Source organism: uncultured Gemmiger sp., from assembly GCF_934561205.1.
Taxonomy (GTDB): Bacteria; Bacillota; Clostridia; order Oscillospirales; family Ruminococcaceae; genus Gemmiger.
Genome location: NZ_CAKTFU010000015.1, coordinates 16447 through 34983 on the forward strand (window position 1 = coordinate 16447; position 18537 = coordinate 34983).

Genomic DNA, 18537 nt, shown 5'->3' on the forward strand with positions numbered 1-18537 from the left:
CCCCTCCCTACTTCATGATTCATCACCCGTTTTGGCTGCTTCGGCTGCCGATTTTCACCGAACCAGCACTACCGCAACATCATTTACATTGGTTCCTGTCGGACCGGTAAACAGCAGCCCGCCCACCGCTTGCAGCGCTGTGTAGGAATCATTTTGGTTGAGAGATTCCACCGGGTCGATTTGCGCCGCCCGCAAGGCTGCCAGCGTGTCGCCGTCCACATAGCCGCCTGCTGCATCTGTCGGTCCATCGGTGCCGTCTGACCCCACACTAAAAACCGCCGCATTGCAGCCCGAAATGCCGGGTGCCGCCGCCAGCGCCAATTCCTGATTGCGCCCGCCCTTACCGTTTCCGATGATTTTGACCACCGTTTCTCCGCCGGCTATAAACGCCATGGGTTTATCGGGGTGCTGATGTGTTCGGGCGATTTCCGCAAGGAACAGCCCTGCCTCCCGCGCCTGACAAGCCAGCTGATCGGTCAAAAGGATCGGCGTATAACCAAGTGCATGCGCCGCATCGGCAGCCGCCGCGCAAAGCTCCCGAACACTTCCTGTAATGCGCGTTGTTACGTTATCTATTTGTTTGGGCGTTTCTTTGCGAAGGCAAGTCAGCGCATCGGCGGACAGATGCAAGCCGTACTTTTTGACCACATTTTCCGCATCTTTGCAGGTAGACGAATCGGCACAAGCCGGACCACTTGCAATCATATCCAGCGGGTCGCCCAAGACATCGCTCAGGACAACGCACAGCACCTGTGCCGGGGCGCACGCCATGGCAAAACGCCCGCCCTTTACGGTGGACAGCCGCTTGCGGATGGTGTTGATCTCCACGATGTCGGCGCCGCATCCCAGTAACTGCTGTGTGATATCCTGCAATTCCTCCAGAGCAATCATAGGCTTTTCCAGCAGGGCGCTTCCCCCGCCGGACAGAAGAAACACCACCGTATCCTGCGGCGTCAGCCCCTGCACAAGGTCAAGCGCCGCCTGCGTACCCCGGCAAGAGCCGTCATCCGGGACAGGGTGTCCACCCTCAAAGCAGCGGATATGGGCAATCGGTCCTTTTATATGCCCATACTTTGTGACAACAACACCATCCGCAATACGATCCCCCAGGAAGTCAGATGCCGCGTTTGCCATCTGCCACGCTGCTTTGCCCGCGGCAACCAGAACGATTTTTCCGGTTCCGAAGTGATATCCTTGCAGCGCACGCACTACGGCGACATCCGGCAAAACCGCGTGAATTGCCGCAGAAACGATAGATTCCGTATGTTGATGAAGTAATGAATTCATATGCTGTGTTCTCATTTCCCGCCTACGGCGTATGTGCTTTCTATCTGCGTAAGGACGGCATCCGGGAAAACCCGCCGTGCCTCCCGCAGCAGCGCTTGAGCTTGCTCGGAATGATAATGTGTCATAAACAACTGTTTGACGCCCGCATCCTTGGCGGTCTGCGCCGCTGTATGCGCGCTCAGGTGATGGCTTTCCTCTGCCGTTTTCCCTGCGCAGAAGGTGGATTCACACAGGAATGCATCCGCCCCGGACGCAACCTTGTATAATCCATCGCACACACCGGTATCCCCGCTGTAGGCAAAGGTTTTTCCTTCCGCTGAGATCCTGACCCCGTAGGATTCGATCAGGTGCTTTACTTCAAAGAACGCAAAATGCACTTCATCGAAGTCATACGCTGCGCCATCCTTGATCGTGTGGATTTGGAACACATCGTTCGTGCACAGTTCCTCGCTTGCCCATTGCGGCAAGGCAGGTACAAACAGCGGGATAGGCTGCAAATTTTCGCCGTAGGCACGTTTTGTTTCTAACGCATACTTGGCACAGAACAGATCTCCAAAATGATCAAAATGCAGATGACTTATTACGATCGCGTCCAACTGCGCAAGCGGCAGATGCTTTTGCAGCTTTGCTGCCGAGCCGTTTCCCATATCCAGCAGGATTCGTTTGCCCTTTGTTTCCAGCAGATAGCACGAACAGGCACCATCTGCCTCCGGGCAGGTTGCATTGTTACCGAATACCGTCAGTTTCATACAGGTTCCTCCAAAAAGACAAGCTGCCCCGATTGTTCTTCGCAATCGGGGCAGCAAATTTCACTGCAACAAGAAATAACTCAGCTGTCCCTGCGGTACAGTGATGGTAATCGGATCGGTGCCGATAATTGAGCTATCCTGGATAGCCGTATCCATAGATTTCGTATCCTTAACGATACTGCCGTGCAAGTCCTTTATCCGGAAAGACACGTCCGCTGCGCTGTCATTGGCAAGAATCACGAGTTTCTCGCCGTTTTCAAGCGCCCAGCAGGATGCAAAGCACTGGTTGGGAACGTTCTCCAGCCACAAATCATCCAGATATTGGGCGTGCTTCAGCAGGGGCTGAAGATTTCCTCGGAAGGCAGTTGCCATCATTCCGTAGTCATGATATGCACTGTCCTCGGGGCGAAGGCGGCTGGTGATGCCAAGCCACAAAATGCTGCCCAGCGTAATGGCTCTGTGCAGGTCCTTGCGGAACCATTCGGGGCGGTCTTTTTCTTCCGCCCAGCTTCTGGGATTTACCATATTGACCTGCGTAAACTCCGGGAAGGTATACTTGAACACATTATAGTGTTCATCGTACTCAGCGCCATTCCAAGTCAGATTTCCCCAAGTATAACTGCCGTAAATATCGCCGCAGTTCTCGGTCATGATGTAGGCGTTCGGATTATAGGCCCGCAGGCGTTCCAGCAGGTTTTTCAGCACGTATACATAGCCGTTGTTGAACTCCCCGATGTTGTCATGCGTGTGCTCGCTGCAATAGCACGGGAAAGGCTCCGCCGACGCAAGCTGATCCAGATAAATACCGTCGCAGCCATACGCTTTTACGCAGAATTCTGCCGTGTCCAGCAGATACTCTCTCCACAGGGCGTCCGAGGGGCAGTTTACGGTGAAATGTTCCGGGCCATAGGTTTCCCGGTACATCTCACCCTTCTCGTCCCGCATGGCCATCTTCTCGCCAACCAGCTTATGGAAGTCCGATTTCAAATCAAATATGCGCGCGTTGATATACAGCGTGGACATACCGCCATGATTGCGGACATATTCCAGCCCGCGTCGGAATTCCATGGCGCTGCCGAGTTCCATATCGGGATAATACTCCGGATAAAAGGAGTCAAAGCCCGTGCGGTTCCAGCTTGCAATAAACATATGCCTTGCGCCCCATGCCTTGCCTGCCTCAAACATAGCCGGGATGTCTTTGAAGGTATGCTCCACCTTGCCGGTACGCTTAAAGTTGTAGCACTGGTTCAGGGCATATTCATTTTGTAAATACTCGGGGTTATGGTCAAAATCCAGATAGGGAGCGATGTATTCCCGATACACCTTGGAGCCGTAATGCCAATCCTTGTCGGAAAGGCATACAACATAATCCCCGGTCTGATAGGTTTCCCCTTGCTTGATGCGGAAATATTTACGGAAGGCAAATGCCATCCAAGGATTTTCTCTGTCGCCGCTGGTTTCTGCTATAACGCCGGTCACCGGGAATCGGGGGTCATGGCTGCCAATATAGAATCCACCGCAACTATTGTAATAGTACATCCAGCTCATGGAGGCTAAGCCGCAGTAATTGATCTCACGGCGATAGATATCCTCAAAGGGTACGCTGCAGCCACGCCAGAAAGTCATACGGTTCTCAGCGTAATTATATACCGGATCTTCTGTTTTGTCACCTGCGTGGTGCGGGTAAATGAGATAATCTTTCTGCCCGTTGCCCAGATAGATGCCGCCCAAGTGCGGCATCAGAATCTCGGTCACATCGATTGTGCTGTAATTGCAGATTTCTGCAGAAAACACCAGACGATCCTGCTCGCAACGGCAGGTCACCTTTGCGGAAACGTCATATTCTCCGAAGGAATCATAGCTCAGGATCAGCACGTCAGGGGCTTCTGCCACGTCAGAAATATGCCCCGACAGTTTGACCCGTTCGCCGTTCTTCAAGCCATAGAGTTCGATCAGCGGGTCGCGCGGCGCGCAGCGGACATAGTTGGTATTGGTAGAAAGATTCCACAGTTCCGTGAAATTTCCGATCTTACGGTCGAAACAAGCCCTGATTTTATCGGTTCTCAATTCCATAGCAGTATACCTTATCAATAACCAAATTCGTTATAGCGTTCCAGCGCCTCACCGTTGATTTTGGGAGCATTCGGCATATGGTTGGAGATATAGACACTGGGTTTCAGCCCCTTTGCCAGCAGCTTTTCCACCACTGTGCTTTGCAGCGCCCACATCAGATAGCTGGCGCTGATACCGCTTGCCGGGCAGATACTCTGTCCCAACGCAGGCACATCGACCAGCGTATCACCATAGTTCGTGCAGTTATCAATACAGTAGGTACAAGCCTCAAATAGGCGCTTTCCGCTGGGGTGCTTGCTTGTCAGGTGGCTGGAGTATTCGACAGACGTCAAAGCGATTGTGGCACAGCCCATCTCGTTCGCCTTAATGGCAAGGTCTACCGGGAAGTAGTTGTATCCCGATACAGAACCGATCATAATGACATCTTCCGGCAGAACATTGGCTCTGCCCAGCACATAATCCGCAAATCCGGGAATGCTGTCATATCCGATGATACCGCGCGCCGGAGAAGGGCGATACCGCACCGGGTTCTGGATTTCGCAGGTGATCTTGATGGGCTTTATTGCCATCATACCGCCGGTTCGACCGACGGCCTCAAACATCAACATATGCCCGGTGTCCATAATATGCCATGCGCCGCCTTTTTCCAGGCGATTCGCAATTTCATCGGCAGCTGCAAGAATCGTTTCCCGCTGGGTGTTTTCTGCCTTGGTCAGCACGTTTTTCATGGCAGAAAAATACTCATCCATTAACATAGGTTGTCCCCCATTCAGCTTGTATATTTTTCAAAAAGTCTTCACGCGAATCCATGCGGCCGACAATCTCGTACATCACAAAAAGTGCCGCGCCGACAATGGGTTCAAACATAGGTTTCCTGTAACTGCATTGCGGCAGTTTCTCTTTTAAGGCAGCCTCAAAGCGTTTCGTAAAAATGTCGCCCATATGGCTGGTTCCGCCAAGTAAGGATACCGGCAGTTCATCGTTTCCTACACGCCTTGCCACGGCAGCCGCCAAGTCTGCCAGACATACAGATGCCTCATCCAGAATTTTCAGCGCATCTATGTCCCCTGCCTTGGCAGCTTCTGCCACCGTATAAGACAGCTTTGCTATTTTTTCCCGTGTAAAGTCCGGTTTATATGCGCCCTGCCTTAACGACGGGATACTCTCCATATGCAGCTGCTTCAGTGCCAGCGTTTGCAGCAAGGTGTTGGTACTGCCGCGATCCCATTGCTGTGTGATCCTGTCCAGACACATCAGCCCCATATGGTAACCGCTGCCTTTGTCGCCAAAGAGTGGTCCCCATCCGCCGACGGATATCCAACTTCCCTTTTTATCTCTGCATACGGCAAAGGAACCCGTTCCGGACAAAACGGCAATGCCACCCGGTTCCCCCAAGGCTCCGTAATACGCGTTATACTCATCGCCTAATACCATCAGCCTTGTTTTCGGGAAACGATCACGCACCGCATTGGCGGAATTTTTGAAGCCGGGAATGAACAGACAGATTTCATTCAGATCTGTATCCCGGATACCTGCCTGTTGCAGGCAATCCGAGATGCCGCCGCATACAGCATCTGCAGCGGCATCCGGGTTTATAAAGATGGCATTGGTTCCCTGGGTCTTGCTGAAGCCATGTATATGTCCGGACTGATCAAAGAGCATATATTCTGTTTTGGTTCCCCCGCCGTCACACACCAAATACATGGTCATTACCTCCATCCATCAGGAAAGCGCCGGGATTCTTGCGCGGTACAGTGCAACAGCTTTGGCGTTAAACTCATCACCACCGGGAATATTGGCACTGCGCAATATCGGGGGAATTTCGCCGTTTTTCAAGTACAGGTTTTCGATTTTCAGAACAATTCTCTGTGCGATAAACAGGCTGCCGAAGGTAGAGGCACCTCCCGTCACCTGATTGGTTCCGGGAACGGTAAAGACGCCATCTCCAAAGGGCGCATGGTTATCGATCACGATATCCGACACATCACACAGATGCTTTCCGATGGCACTGCGCGGTTTCAGCTGCTCCGATATCGTCTTGGACGTAACGCATACAACCGTCAGCCCCTTTTGCTTTGCGTACAGCGCAGCTTCAACCGGCACGGTGTTGATGCCTGTGTTGGAAGAGATGATGATCGTGTCGCCCTTTTGCAGGGATGCCTTGCCCAAGACCTCCGCAGCCTTGCCGGATTTGCGCTCCATCTGTGTGCTGGTTATCGCGCCGGTGTGGAGCATCAACTCATCTGATAAGATGGGGTTAATGGGAACCAGTCCGCCGCTTCGATAGAACATCTCCTCGACGATCATGTGGGAATGACCTGTTGAAAAGACATGCAGCAAACCGCCATTTTGGATGGATCGGTAGGCTGCCTCCGCAGCTGCATCCATCGGTTCCTGTTCCTGCTGCTCGATGCGATTCAGCATCTCATAGATTTTGGACAGATAGCTTCCGTCAGGCAGGAGTTTTTCTGTCATAAGGCCCTCCTTTCTGAAAAAGGGCGGCATATTGCCGCCCTTCCTTCCGGGTCGTACCGGTGAGCCAATTATTTGTTGAGGATCTCCGCAGCCTGCTCGTCCACGCGGGTCTCAAATTCTTCCGGCGTGATCGCACCGGCCCACAGGGATTCACATTCCTTCTGGAACATGGTCTGGAAAGCAGAACCATTGAGGTTCGTGGGATAAGGAACAGCAGTTTCCAGAGCTTCCACGAAGTACTTGTTATAGGGAGCCTTTGCTTCAAACGCAGTGGTATCGACCAGCTTAGATGCGGGCAGACCGAAGTTCATATCCAGAGCGATCTGCTGACCTTCCTTACCGGACAGGAACTCCACAACACGCCAAGACAGATCAGGGTTCTTTGCGGTTTTGGGGATGACCCAAGTGTTTACGAAAGAAGAAGTCTTGCTAACGCCATCAATGGAAGGCATGGGCAGAACGGTGTACTCCGTGCCGTTTGCATCCATGTTAGAAGCTGTGGACAGGGCGCCGATCTGCATGGCGACCTTGTTTGCCATAAAGGGAGCAAATTCGTTGTCGCCGAACTGAGCAGCCTGCGTTGCAGTGGGGCATACCTTGTAGGTGTTGCACAGGTCATACATGAACTGGACGGCTTCCTTGGTCTTGGGGTCGGTAGACAGAACGCTTGCCTTGCCGTCTTCGCTGTACAGCTTGCCGCCGAAGGCTGCGATCATAGCAAAGGTCTGGTCGGTATAGTTCTTCCAGTAATAGCCCCACTGTGCATCGGCACCGGAACCCTTGGTCAGCTGCTTTGCCACTTCGACAAAGTCATCCATCGTCCAATCTTCGGAAGGAATTTCCACACCGGCGTCCTTGAACATCTTGGTGTTGATGTACATGACCTTGGGGGTGATGTCACGGGCAGCCGCATACATCGTGCCGTTCACGGTCAGAGCCTCGGTAACGACGGGATAGAGGGAATCCTTGTATTCCTGGCTGGCCAGATCGTCCAGCGGCATCAACATACCGTTCAGCGCATAACGGGGCACCTGGTCCATGGCAAGCATCATAACGTCAGGAATCTCACCTGCTGCCAGCTTGGTAATCATGGTATCGGCATACTTGCTGGGGATGGTAACGAACTCCAGCTTGATATCCGGATTTTCTGCTTCAAAATCCGACTTCATCTTCTGCAGATGCTCAAATTTGGTGATGTCCCACCAAGTATACACAGTAAGGGTAACAGGGTCTTTCGTTTCAGGGGTCGTGGCAACCGTGGGTGTTTCTTCGCTGCCGGAAGCAGCAGGTGCTGCACCGGAGCTTGCGCCGTTGCAGCCGCAGGCAGCAAGGGATAGGATGAATGTCAGCGCCAAAAGCAGTGCAAAGACATTGCGAACGATCTTTTTCATTTCTAGTCCTCCGTTTTGTATGAATATTGTACGACCGTCACAGGTCGCGAGTCCTTGATTATTTTCCGCCGAAACCGGAGTTCATGGCAGATGCCATAAAGTATTTCTGGAACAGCAGGAATACGATAACGATGGGCACGATGCTGATGGTTGCACCGGCCAGAAGAACCGCCCAGTTGGGGTCCCATTCCTTGAGGTATTTAAGACCTACCGTCAGGGTCAGCTTGTCATAATCGTTGATTACGATCATCGGCCAGAGGAATGCGTTCCAAACGCTGCGGAACGACAGAATTGCTGTTGTAGCAATAGCAGGCTTTGCATTGGGAAGAACAATCTTGAAGAACACGCCCAGTCGGGAGCAGCCATCCACGATCGCTGCATTTTCAAGATCCTTGGGGATGCTCAGGAAATACTGCCGGAAGAAAAAGATGTTGAATGCATTTGTTCCGGTAAACATACTGGTAAGGAACAATGCGGTATAGGTGTTAGCCAAATGCGCATCCACAACGATTTTGTAGTTCGGGATAAGCGTTACATGGCTGGGCACCATCATGGTTGCCACAAATGCCAAGAACAGGATGTTCCTTCCCTTAAACTCCAACCGAGTCAGCGCGTAGGCTGTCAGGGATGCTACGGCAATCATGCATATGGGCATTGCCACAGCAAGGAAGAACGAGTTTACGACAAACTTGCCGAACGGCAGCACCTGAAACAGGCGCTCATAATTGTAAAGCGTTGCCGGCTTCGGCAGCAGATCCAGCGGAGAACCGCCATAGAGCTGTTCCGATGTCTTAAAGGACGACAGCACCGACCATACGAACGGATAAATCATCGTCAGTGACAAAAGCACCATAAAGCAGTGATAAACCACTGACCCAATGCGCTTACGGGCCTTGACGCCCAGGGATTTCTGTTTCATTTTATTCTCCTCCCTGTTCGTTGCGGAATTTATACTGAATTAACGACACGACCATAATCAGTGCAAAGAATATCCATGCCAGTGCGGATGCATAGCCCATGTTGTAGCTGCTGAACGCCTGTTCGTAGATGTAATACATCATGGTACTGGTCGAACCCAAAGGACCGCCGGCTGTCATAATAAAGATGGACTCAAACATATTGAACGCTTCGATCACCAGAAGAATCATGACAACAAACGTTGTGTTCGACAAAAGTGGCAATGTGATGCGGAAGAATTTCTGGATCCCGCTGGCGCCGTCCAGCTCCGCTGCTTCGTACAGGGTTTCGGGGATCGTCTGTAGACCGGCAAGGAACATAATCATATAGTAGCCGCCCATCTGCCATACACGCATGATGACAAGCGCCGGCTTGCTCCACGCTGTATCACCCAGCCACATGGGTACGTCGTTCAGACCGATTGCCATCAGGAAGTTGTTGATCAAACCCATATCCGGGTTGAATATCCACAACCAAACCATACTGACCGCAACCGTTGAGGTGATGCTGGGCAGGAACAGTGCCACGCGATAAATATTGTTCACCCAACTGGTCTTTTTGTTGATCAGTATAGCCAGTAAGAGGGAAAGCGCCAGAACGATGGGAACCAGCGTGACGACAAAGTAAAGCGTATTGCCAAAGTACTTATAAAAATACTGATCCTTCGTGAAGGCTCGGATATAATTGTCAAAGCCCACCCATTTGGGAGCGCTGAGCAGATCATAGTCTGTCAGCGACAGATAGAAGGAATACAAGATTGAGCCAAAGGTGAAAATGCTAAACCCAATCAGGGCCGGTGAAACAAACAGCCATCCCAAACAGGCTTCACGTCGTTTCAGCGTCATAAACCGTTTTTTCGGTTCCTTTACTGTCGGATTCATCTGTGTCCTGTGCTCCTTTCAAATCCTGTCAATAAATACATGTTGTTATGTTGTTATAACGACTGTATCGATTTTTTATTGCGTCCTGTGGAACGGACGCAATAAATTGGTTTATTTTTCCAATGTGACATTAAAAACATACTTATCTCCGCGATATACGGATTCCGTATATTCAAACGGAACTCCCGCCCCGTCATACGCAGTTCGCGTGATGCGTAAGACCGGCGCACCGGCTTTGATCTGAAGTTGCTTTGCTTCCTTTGCCTTTGCCAAGCCGGATTGAATGCTCTGGATCGCTTTTGCAGGCTCACAGCCGTAACGCTGTCTGAGCAGTGTATAAAGCGACTTGCTCATATCATACGTTTCGATCCCTGCAAATCTGGCAAACGGCAGATAAACCGTTTCAACCGCCATAGGCACTGCGTCTGCACAGCGCAAGCGAGAAATGATGTATACCTTTTGGGTACCATCCAATTCTAAGGCGTTGGCGACCGGTTCACTCGGAAATTCCAGACTCTGTGAAATCAGCGATGTGGAGGGTTCCATACCAATGCTGCGCATTTCATCGCTGAAACCAATCAGGTGGTTCAATTGCATACCGGCTTTTTTTGCTGCTACAAAACTTCCCTTACCTTGTATTTTGTAGATGTAACCACTCTGTGCCAAGCCGTCTAACGCTTGTCTTACCGTAATACGGCTGACGCCGAAAATTTCGCCTATGGTCCCCTCCGTGGGCATTTTGTCGCCCTCTGCCAACTTTCCTGACTCAATGAGTGACCGATAATAGCTAATGATTTGAGAATATCTTGGTGCAGCTTTCATAATCGTTTGTACCTTTCCCTCTTAGCCTATTCAGTTTTTTCCTCATCTACTTGTTATGACAACATAATAACACTGCCTTATCCCCTTGTCAATGTGTTTTGCCACAAATCGCGCAAGTTTGTGAATACCTCCAATTTACGCATCCTTGTTTTATACAAAAAAGCAATCCAATCTGACGTGATAGAATCCGGGTATCCAATCTGATATACCCGTATAACAGCAACAGCCGCCACGGCTGGTAAAACCGTGACGGCTGTTCCGGGAATTGGCAGTGTCCTATTCCGTTTATGCGGTCAAGCGCTGTTTATCTGCGGCGCTTCCTTTTGAAAATCACGAAACCTCCAGCCAGCGCCACACCGCCGGCAATCGGCAGCGCAACCCACCATACAGGGGGCTTTGCTGCGGGGGCGGTTGGTTCGGGGGTCGTGCCGCTGTCCGGTTTTGCGGTAGCAGCAGGTGCGGGGGTTGGGCTGCTGTCCGGTTTCGCGGTAGCGGTGGGTGTGGGGGTTGGGCTGCTGTTTGGTTTCGCGGTAGCAGCAGGTACGCGGGTTGCGCTGCTGTTTGGCTTTGTGGGTGCGGCAGGTGCGGGGGCCGTGCCGCTGTTTGGCGTTGTGGGTGCAGCAGGTGCGGGGGTTGCGCTGCTGTCCGGTTTTGCGGTGGCAGTGGGTGCGGGGGTCGCAGGCGCTGCGTCCTTTTCAAAAATTGCCTTGATCTCCACATCGCCGTCCGGCATGGTGAACTTGTCGTTCTCGATGGTCACACCGCCGCTGACGACCTGCCACTCTTTGAAGTGATAGCCCGCATTCGGTGTGGCGCTCAAGGCGATGTTCGTACCTGCCGCAGCGGCTTCGAGGTCTGCAGAAGCGGTGCCGTTGCCGTCCGTTGTTACGGTGACGGCATACGTTTCCGCCTGCCGCGCTACCAAGGCAAGCTGCTGCGCAGAGAGGTTCCCGGCGCTGTCCTGCGCGCGGAAATACAGGGCATAGCTGGTTTGGCTTTCTTCCAGAGTTCCCTGCACCGTAAAGCTGCCGTCACCTGCGGCATAAACACTTTCGTTGTTTTTTCCGTAAAGGATTTCGCTGCCGGCATCCGCCGTGCCGGTAATTTGATAGGTTCCCGCAGCCCTGTCCGCGTAGAAAACCGGGGCGGAAAGGGTCAGCACAGGGGCGGTAGTGTCCCTGCTTACCAGCAGGAACACGCTGGTCACGTCCTTATCCTTCATGCCGTCTACGCGGAGCATCAGCGTGCCGGTAAAATCGGGGATGTCAAAGGTGTTCGACCCGTCCGGTGTGAGGGGTGCATCGGTATCCATACGTGTGACCGCAATGCTTGTGGCATCCGCGCAGGTCACAGTAAGGGAATTGCTGCCGCCGCCCACATAGGCATGGTATACGCCGTTTTCGTCCGGCTCACAGTCAGTGCCGTTTACGGAAAGGGCAAGGTTCAGCGGCGTGTATTCCGGCAGGGGAACGCCGGAGGATTCGGCTTCCGCGCTGTAATACTTTGCGCCGTCCTCTGTCTGCGTGTAGGCGCTTACACCAACCTTGTAGGTTTCGTTCGCAGACAGGTTTTTGGATTTCTCCGTTTCCGCGCCGCCCACGGTCAGTGCCATATCAATGGCAGCGGTTTCCTTGTCCAAGTCATCAATGGTAATGGTTTCATTGTCCAAGTCATAGCCAAAGCCGGTATCGACCCAGTTGCCGTTCTGTTGCTGCTGATAAATCGTCACGCGGTAGCCGTCGGCGTTTTCCACAGAATCCCATGCGGCGTGCATGACCTCATTGCCGGTGGCCTCCAAATTAACGGTCGCAGGAGATTCCGGCTGATTGGTGTTCGTATACAAGATTTTGCTGTTGAATTGGTTGCTATCGATGGCGGCAAGCGCTTTTTCTTTCTCGCCGTCACCATCAAGATCTGCCTCCTTTTCCGTCATCAGGAAGGAGGTCACATAATATTCGCCCGTAGGCGCCAGTGTACCGCTTCCAGGAATGTTGACAGCAACACTTCCGGGATTTGCCACCACCTGCTCATCGACCAGATAGTCCGCGCCGCCCTCGGTATTGGCAAGATAAGTGCGCAGTACATACTCTGTGCCTGTCTCGGCGTATTTGATTTCGCCCGACAGCTGATAATCATTCAAATTCAAGACAAGACTTTCGAACGGGGTGATGGCAACGCCACAGGATTTGTCCGTCACAAGCGTAAGCGAGCTTGTATTGACCTCGTAGGTGCCGCCCTCCGACAGCCGCAGCATCGCCACACGGTATTGTTTGTCATTCTCATTCTTGTTCTTGAGGATTTCGGTGTCGGCGTTGATGGCATAGTCTGGATTCCTTTGGCCGCCATCGTCCACCCAATTGATTGCAATATCTTGGTTATTCTTTTTAATTGTTAAAGCATCCTTGATCTGCTGCTCGGTAACGGTGTTCTCAAATACCAGCAAGATATACGGCGTCTCGTCCGGGTTGGCGTTCACCTCAATGATTTGCGTGTTTGTGCCACCGTTTTCCGCAGCATATGGTTCTGCCGCGAGCAGCATGGGAACTGCCTCGCCGCTGTCTTCTGCAACCACGGCCTGCACCAGCGGATCAACGCCCTTTGTTGACCAGTCCCATTCGGGCAGCTTGCCGAGCCACTTGATTTCGATGTCCCAGCCGCCGCCTTTGCGGAAATTCGTCTGCACAATTTGCGGTACAAGCACCCACACGCGCGCGTCGACGACTCCTGCATTCACACCTGTCATCGCGCCGAGGTAGACGTCCACATTCTTAAACGCCTGCTTCATGCCCTCGCTGACGTTTGCGTTTCTGACGGGGAAGGTCGTCTGCCCGCCCACGATGAGGTTGATGTTCGTGCTGGGAAGGCTAAGGCCACTGAGGAACGGGATGCCAAGGCTGCTCGGAATCTGCAGTCTGCCCTTGACAATACCGTTGGCGCCGATGCCGAGATACACGGTGTCCTTGTTTTGATTTGCGCCGCCGAACGCGCCCAGCTTGATTGCGGTGTTTATGTAAAAGATGTCCAGCGTCTTGCTTGGCAGATTGATGGCAAGCTCCTGCGAGCCGCCGAAGTAGACGCCCTTGTAGGTATCTCCTTTATAAGTACGCTCCTGCCCGTTGAGTTGGAGAGAATAGCCGAAGCTGTCGATGAACTGCGCATTCTTCCCCAGCCCGACGATGCCGACATCCGTCGCCTTGAGGGAAATTTCACTGGGGCCCAGAACGACGTTGCCTGTACCTTCAATCAGATGCATATAGGTACCCGCCAGCGCGCCCCGCAGCTTGATGGGCGGGATGGCGAAGTAGTCGCCGTTCACGGTTTTTGCCAGATCCTTGAAGCCCGCGCCGCCGCCGTTAAGCTGCCCGACGGGAACGGGCGGAACAAGGGGGATGCCGGGGCTGGCCTTAACAAAGAACCACAGCTCGTCGGGAATGAGCGAGCCGTCCTTTTTGCTGCGTTCCAGCGCCAAAGACGCTTCCGTTTCAAACAGGTCGAAGGCGTTCAGCTCCAGCTCAAAGGCATAGCGTTCCTCACCCTTGAAGGTGTTGACCTCGCCTTGGATTTTGGCAAGCTCCAGCGCCATCAGCTTTGCGGTCTCAAAGCGGCCCGTGGCCTTTACGCCGTTGACCTTGAACTCGTTCTTGGTATTCAAGCCGTAGCCCAGCTTTTCCATCGAAAACTCGGCGCCGTTGAAGATGGTTCGGAAACCGATGTCGCCGCTGAACACAAGGTTCCCTGCCGCGTCGGCTTTCGCGTTTTCCAGCTTTACCGTGGCATAGGGAATGTCCACAAAGACGATGGCGTCGTTCTTGTCGGGATTGATTTGGAACGCAAAGCCGTCCTTTGTGAGCGAGATTTGCAAGTCCTTTTCCGCGCCGCTTTTCGGCTGGTAGAACTTAAAGCTCGGCGCGTTCAGGCTCACGCCGCTGTGTTCGATCGTGCCGTCCTTTTTGATGACCAGCTTGCCGCCGGTCTTATTCCATGTCGCCGTGACAGAGGGCGAGAGCATCGCCGCGCCGCCGGTAAAGGTAAACTCCGTGCCGTTCTTGCTCTCATAGTCGCCGCTGATCAGCGCAACGGGTTCTCCGTACTGCTTTTTCAGCGCTTGCAGCGCGGCATCATCCGCCACATACTCCACCGTCACGCCGCCGTTTACGGCGAACGCGGCAAGCCGCTTGGCGTTGATGGCAGTATTCACCGCATCCGGCTGGGAGGGGACATTCTCCGCGCCCGCCTTGATCAGATCATGGAAGCCCCAAAGGAAGTGGGAGTAATGCTCCGAGCCGTCGGCTTCCCCAAGCGTGCGGTCGACATAGCTGTCACATTGCACCCAGGTATTCAGCGGCTTATCGCCCGGTACTACGCTGACGGTCTGCGCCAAGGCGACACGAATCGGCTTGCCGCTGCCGGAGGTGATATCTTTTTCATAGTAATCCGACAGTCCCACAAAGGGATTTGCCCAAGGGTAGCCGTCCGTGTAGACTTCGGTGATGTAAATGCCGTCCTTATCGCCCCACTGGGAATACCCCTTGGGAACGGTTTTTGTGTTCAGATCCTCCACGGATGCGGTGAATGCCGAGCTTTCGGTGGTGATTTGCGGGTTCTCCCCCTCCGGCACGGTGGTACGGCTCATTTTAATGGCAGGACCGCCCGGCTTTTCCAGCGTGGAGATATGCCCCGTGGCGGTAAAGCAGTTGAACGAATAGCCCCATTTGAAATTGAAGTCACGATTCCAGTCTTGGGACATACTGTCTTTGTCGATGTAAATCGTACCAACGGACGCCAGCACACCCCATGTGTCGGACGATGCACCGTTCTCCTTGAGTTGGACAAGCTCATAGTAGACGGTTGCCTTTGCCTTGATCAGGCTAAGGGCGGTCAGCAGAGAATACTCCACCTTGATGGCATTCGCGCTGCCGTTGGGCGTTTTGGTCACAAATTCTGCTTTTATCGGCTCAGTCACCACGCCCTCTGTCTTTTCCCTGCCTTGGTCATAGGTGATGAAGGTGCAGCGCGGCGTCTGCCCGATCAGTATACCTTCCTCCTCGGGCTTTGCAGCGGGCACAACCGTGAGGTAGGCATAGGTTCCCCACAATTTGCGAAACGTCATGTGGATGTACTCGTTTTGCAGGGAAAGCGAGCCGTCGTCCAGTGTGACGGTTTTCACCGTTCCTTCGGACGGAAAAATGTCCCCCGCAAAAGCCAACGCCTGCATGGGCAGTGTGCCAAGCAGCAGGCAAAGGCTCAAAAGCAGGGATAGAAATTTTTTCATGTTGCGTCCTCCTCGTGTTTTTGTTTTTGCTTTTCCCGTTCATGCAGCCGCATACAAACGACCGTCAGCACAACGGCTGCCGCGAACGCCGCAACGCCCACCAGCACATAGCCGCCTGCGTCCTCCCGCAGCAGCATCGCACCGAAGCCGCCCCAGGCAGCGGTCTGTCCCTGCCCGACGACCCTGTACGCTGTCTGCATCAGCGCCGCAAACAACAGCATACATACAGCGCTCAGCCTGCGGATGCCGCACTTCTGCCTTCGTCGGGTGTTTTTGCGTATCTGCCTTTTGACAAGCTCGACCCGTCTCGCGGTATCATACATATCGGGGAAGCCTCCTTTCCGGTTTTGCTGAAACTTAGGGTGAAAAGTCCTTTCACCTATATAGGTACAAAAATTCGGGAAAACTCTCACCCAAAATGCAAAAATTTACAAAAAAATTAGGAGCCGCGCAAAAGCGGCCCCCAAGAAGCAGATATTCAGCTATTCTTTGCGTGCTATGCGAAATGCAGACAGCTTTCCCGCCGCCACCAGCAGCACCGGCAGGGCGTAGGCGATGTACTGCGCTGCGCCGCCGTAGGCAATCAGCAGGTTGTAGGTAGCGTGCAGGGTAATCGCTGCGCCCAGCAGCCCGCAGGTTCCGGCGATTTTCAGCCATGTGCGCTGCCATGTGTAGGCAAGCCCGGCACCCACGATGATACCGCACAAAACGTGCATGGCACCCGTGCCGAAACCCCGGAAAAAGATGAACGAGAATCGGTCGGCGCCATTCTGGATGAGGTAGCACATGTTTTCAAAGGTGGCGAAGGCGAGCGCGACCGTGACGGCGGCGGACTTGATTTTTTTGCCCTCCGGCTCAAATACCAGCAGGTAGAATGCCAGCGGCAGCAGTTTCATGATTTCCTCCACCACCGGCGCAATCTCCGCCGTGGCAGCAAGGGCGTCTGCCTGATAGACCGCCGCAAAAAAGGTGTTGATGTAGGCGGAAAGCAGACACACGCCCATTCCTGCGATACAGAGCACAAAAAAGCGGAGTTGTCGTCTGCCCATGCACAAGGCAGCCACCAGCAGCGGGGACACCATACAGAGGAAGATGTTTTCAATGTAGGTCATTCTTCCACCACCTTTCTTACCGCGGGCAGCAGCCCCAGCAGGGCAAGGGTCAGGAGCAAGTCGCACCAGAAAGCAGGGCTTGCGAAAGAGTCAGCCGACCAGAAGCAGCCCACCGTCCAGAGCAGATATTCCGATGCGACATAGCACAGCACGCCGATGTGGAAATACCGCCGATTCCGCGCTTTTCCTGTCAGGGTGTTTGCATAAAACAGCCCCCGTACAGCGCAGAAGGACAGCCAGATCATCAGGCCGCACCAAATCAGGTTGGAGAGGATATCCCCATAGGTACAGTAGAACACCAGCAGCGGCACACCGACCAAGGGGGCAAGCCACGCTTTTCGGCAGCGGAAACTGTGTTCCCCCGAATCGGTCAGCGTGACCTGCAAAATTCGCAGGAAGATCACGCTGGCGACCCAGCCGAACTCCGACACATAAAAGACCCGCGGCGTGGTGTTGAACAGCAGCAGGTACAGCGTCCAATACAGCGACCCCAGGGCAAAGCAGCCGTAGAAGCAAAGCAGCAAAAAGTACGCCTGTCTGCGGCTTTTTTGCCATGCAATGCCCGATAGCACCGCGCCGATGCAGGTAGTCAGCAGCTGCAGCAGGTTTTCAATCAGTTCCATGCCGCCCCTCGCCTTCCCTGTCCTGACTGTCCTCCCGGTTCATCTGCCGTAACCGGAAGCACAGAACGGTCACGCACACGCCCAAAAGAAAGGACAAAAGCCCGATGACAATATACCCCAGCGCCGCACCGCCGCCATACATACTGGCCACGGTTTCATAGCCCGCGTAGTCGCTGGGTCGGATCCCCGCAACCATGCCGGGCATGGCAAAGGATACGCCCACGATCAGCACAAGGCACGCCGCTGCCGCAGAAAACGTGGTGACCATACTGCGCCGCCGCTGTTCCCTGCGCTGTCTTGCGGCGATGCGCCGCTTTGTCTCCGCAACACGTTCTTCATGGCTCCGCATTGGTGATTCCCTCCCGTTCCAATAATTTGCGCAGGCTCTCTTTTCCGCGATACACCAGATTGGTGATCTGCTTCACGCTTTTGCCTGTGACCTCCGCTGCCTGCGCGTAGCTCATACCCTCAAAATAGGTCAGATACAAAACCTCCCGATAGTCCGGGTTCATTTCGCCCATACAGCCATGCAGGATGCGGTTGCGTTCCGCTGTGCCGATGACCTCCTCGGCCAGCTGCTGCCCGTCCGGCTCGTCGGTCAGCGCGTCCAGGCTGAACATCCGCTTTCGTTTGCTTTTATGGCGCAGCGCCATATGCCGCGCCGCCTTATATAAATACGCCTTGAAGCCGCCGTCCCGGATGCGGGGCTTTTTCGTGAACAGATAGGCGAACACATCCAGCATCAGTTCCTCTGCTTCGTGTATGTCGTGCAGGTAGCCGTCAAGGTACACAGTCAGCGGGTCGCCGTATTTTTCCATCAGAGCCTCCAGCCCTGCATCGTCGCCGTTCAGATATTGGCGGTAAAAATCCCCGTCGGAAACCATGGTGTCCCCCT

General features: G+C 53.6%; 16 protein-coding genes. All 16 read right to left on the reverse strand.

The window, feature by feature from the left end; translation table 11 throughout:
- Positions 1 to 54: 54 nt before the first annotated feature.
- The 16 genes from Q0I19_RS09270 to Q0I19_RS09345 all read right to left on the reverse strand — a co-directional run bounded on the left by Q0I19_RS09270 (position 55) and on the right by Q0I19_RS09345 (position 18526).
- Entirely contained in the window at positions 55 to 1287 is a 1233-nt protein-coding gene (locus Q0I19_RS09270) for a glycerate kinase (protein ID WP_294761087.1), read from the reverse strand.
- An 11-nt stretch (positions 1288 to 1298) separates the two neighbouring features.
- Positions 1299 to 2036, reverse strand: a complete 738-nt coding sequence (locus Q0I19_RS09275; RefSeq protein ID WP_294761085.1) for an MBL fold metallo-hydrolase — start codon at positions 2034 to 2036, stop codon at positions 1299 to 1301.
- Between the two features lie 60 nt (positions 2037 to 2096).
- Positions 2097 to 4109, reverse strand: a complete 2013-nt coding sequence (locus Q0I19_RS09280) for a DUF6259 domain-containing protein (protein ID WP_294761082.1) — start codon at positions 4107 to 4109, stop codon at positions 2097 to 2099.
- Positions 4110 to 4123: 14 nt separating this feature from the next.
- On the reverse strand, positions 4124 to 4864 hold the full coding sequence (locus Q0I19_RS09285) for a sugar isomerase domain-containing protein (protein ID WP_270462175.1): 741 nt from the start codon (positions 4862 to 4864) through the stop codon (positions 4124 to 4126).
- Positions 4851 to 5813 carry a BadF/BadG/BcrA/BcrD ATPase family protein gene (locus tag Q0I19_RS09290; RefSeq protein ID WP_294761078.1) on the reverse strand — a complete coding sequence of 321 codons (963 nt, stop codon included), beginning with the start codon at positions 5811 to 5813 and terminating at the stop codon, positions 4851 to 4853. Before Q0I19_RS09290 ends, Q0I19_RS09285 begins: the two co-directional genes overlap by 14 nt.
- 18 nt (positions 5814 to 5831) lie before the next feature.
- A complete protein-coding gene (locus Q0I19_RS09295; protein ID WP_294761077.1) occupies positions 5832 to 6584 on the reverse strand; it encodes an SIS domain-containing protein in 753 nt (250 codons plus the stop codon).
- A gap of 68 nt (positions 6585 to 6652) precedes the next feature.
- Positions 6653 to 7975 carry a sugar ABC transporter substrate-binding protein gene (locus Q0I19_RS09300; RefSeq protein WP_294761074.1) on the reverse strand — a complete coding sequence of 441 codons (1323 nt, stop codon included), beginning with the start codon at positions 7973 to 7975 and terminating at the stop codon, positions 6653 to 6655.
- A 58-nt stretch (positions 7976 to 8033) separates the two neighbouring features.
- Positions 8034 to 8894 (reverse strand): carbohydrate ABC transporter permease, encoded by an 861-nt coding sequence (locus Q0I19_RS09305; protein ID WP_294761071.1) that lies wholly within the window; start codon positions 8892 to 8894, stop codon positions 8034 to 8036.
- A gap of 1 nt (position 8895) precedes the next feature.
- On the reverse strand, positions 8896 to 9813 hold the full coding sequence (locus Q0I19_RS09310; RefSeq protein WP_294761069.1) for a sugar ABC transporter permease: 918 nt from the start codon (positions 9811 to 9813) through the stop codon (positions 8896 to 8898).
- Positions 9814 to 9924: 111 nt separating this feature from the next.
- On the reverse strand, positions 9925 to 10635 hold the full coding sequence (locus tag Q0I19_RS09315; RefSeq protein WP_294761067.1) for a GntR family transcriptional regulator: 711 nt from the start codon (positions 10633 to 10635) through the stop codon (positions 9925 to 9927).
- A gap of 304 nt (positions 10636 to 10939) precedes the next feature.
- Positions 10940 to 15907: a hypothetical protein gene (locus Q0I19_RS09320; RefSeq protein ID WP_294761064.1), complete on the reverse strand. Its 4968-nt coding sequence runs from the start codon at positions 15905 to 15907 to the stop codon at positions 10940 to 10942.
- Entirely contained in the window at positions 15904 to 16230 is a 327-nt protein-coding gene (locus tag Q0I19_RS09325; RefSeq protein ID WP_294761061.1) for a glycosyltransferase, read from the reverse strand. Before Q0I19_RS09325 ends, Q0I19_RS09320 begins: the two co-directional genes overlap by 4 nt.
- Positions 16231 to 16389: 159 nt before the next feature.
- Positions 16390 to 17019 carry a PrsW family glutamic-type intramembrane protease gene (locus Q0I19_RS09330; protein WP_294761059.1) on the reverse strand — a complete coding sequence of 210 codons (630 nt, stop codon included), beginning with the start codon at positions 17017 to 17019 and terminating at the stop codon, positions 16390 to 16392.
- Positions 17016 to 17642 carry a histidine kinase gene (locus Q0I19_RS09335; protein ID WP_294761057.1) on the reverse strand — a complete coding sequence of 209 codons (627 nt, stop codon included), beginning with the start codon at positions 17640 to 17642 and terminating at the stop codon, positions 17016 to 17018. Before Q0I19_RS09335 ends, Q0I19_RS09330 begins: the two co-directional genes overlap by 4 nt.
- Positions 17629 to 17991 carry a DUF4179 domain-containing protein gene (locus Q0I19_RS09340; protein WP_294761054.1) on the reverse strand — a complete coding sequence of 121 codons (363 nt, stop codon included), beginning with the start codon at positions 17989 to 17991 and terminating at the stop codon, positions 17629 to 17631. The genes Q0I19_RS09335 and Q0I19_RS09340 overlap by 14 nt, the downstream gene beginning before the upstream one ends.
- On the reverse strand, positions 17978 to 18526 hold the full coding sequence (locus tag Q0I19_RS09345) for a sigma-70 family RNA polymerase sigma factor (protein ID WP_294761051.1): 549 nt from the start codon (positions 18524 to 18526) through the stop codon (positions 17978 to 17980). Before Q0I19_RS09345 ends, Q0I19_RS09340 begins: the two co-directional genes overlap by 14 nt.
- Positions 18527 to 18537: the final 11 nt, after the last annotated feature.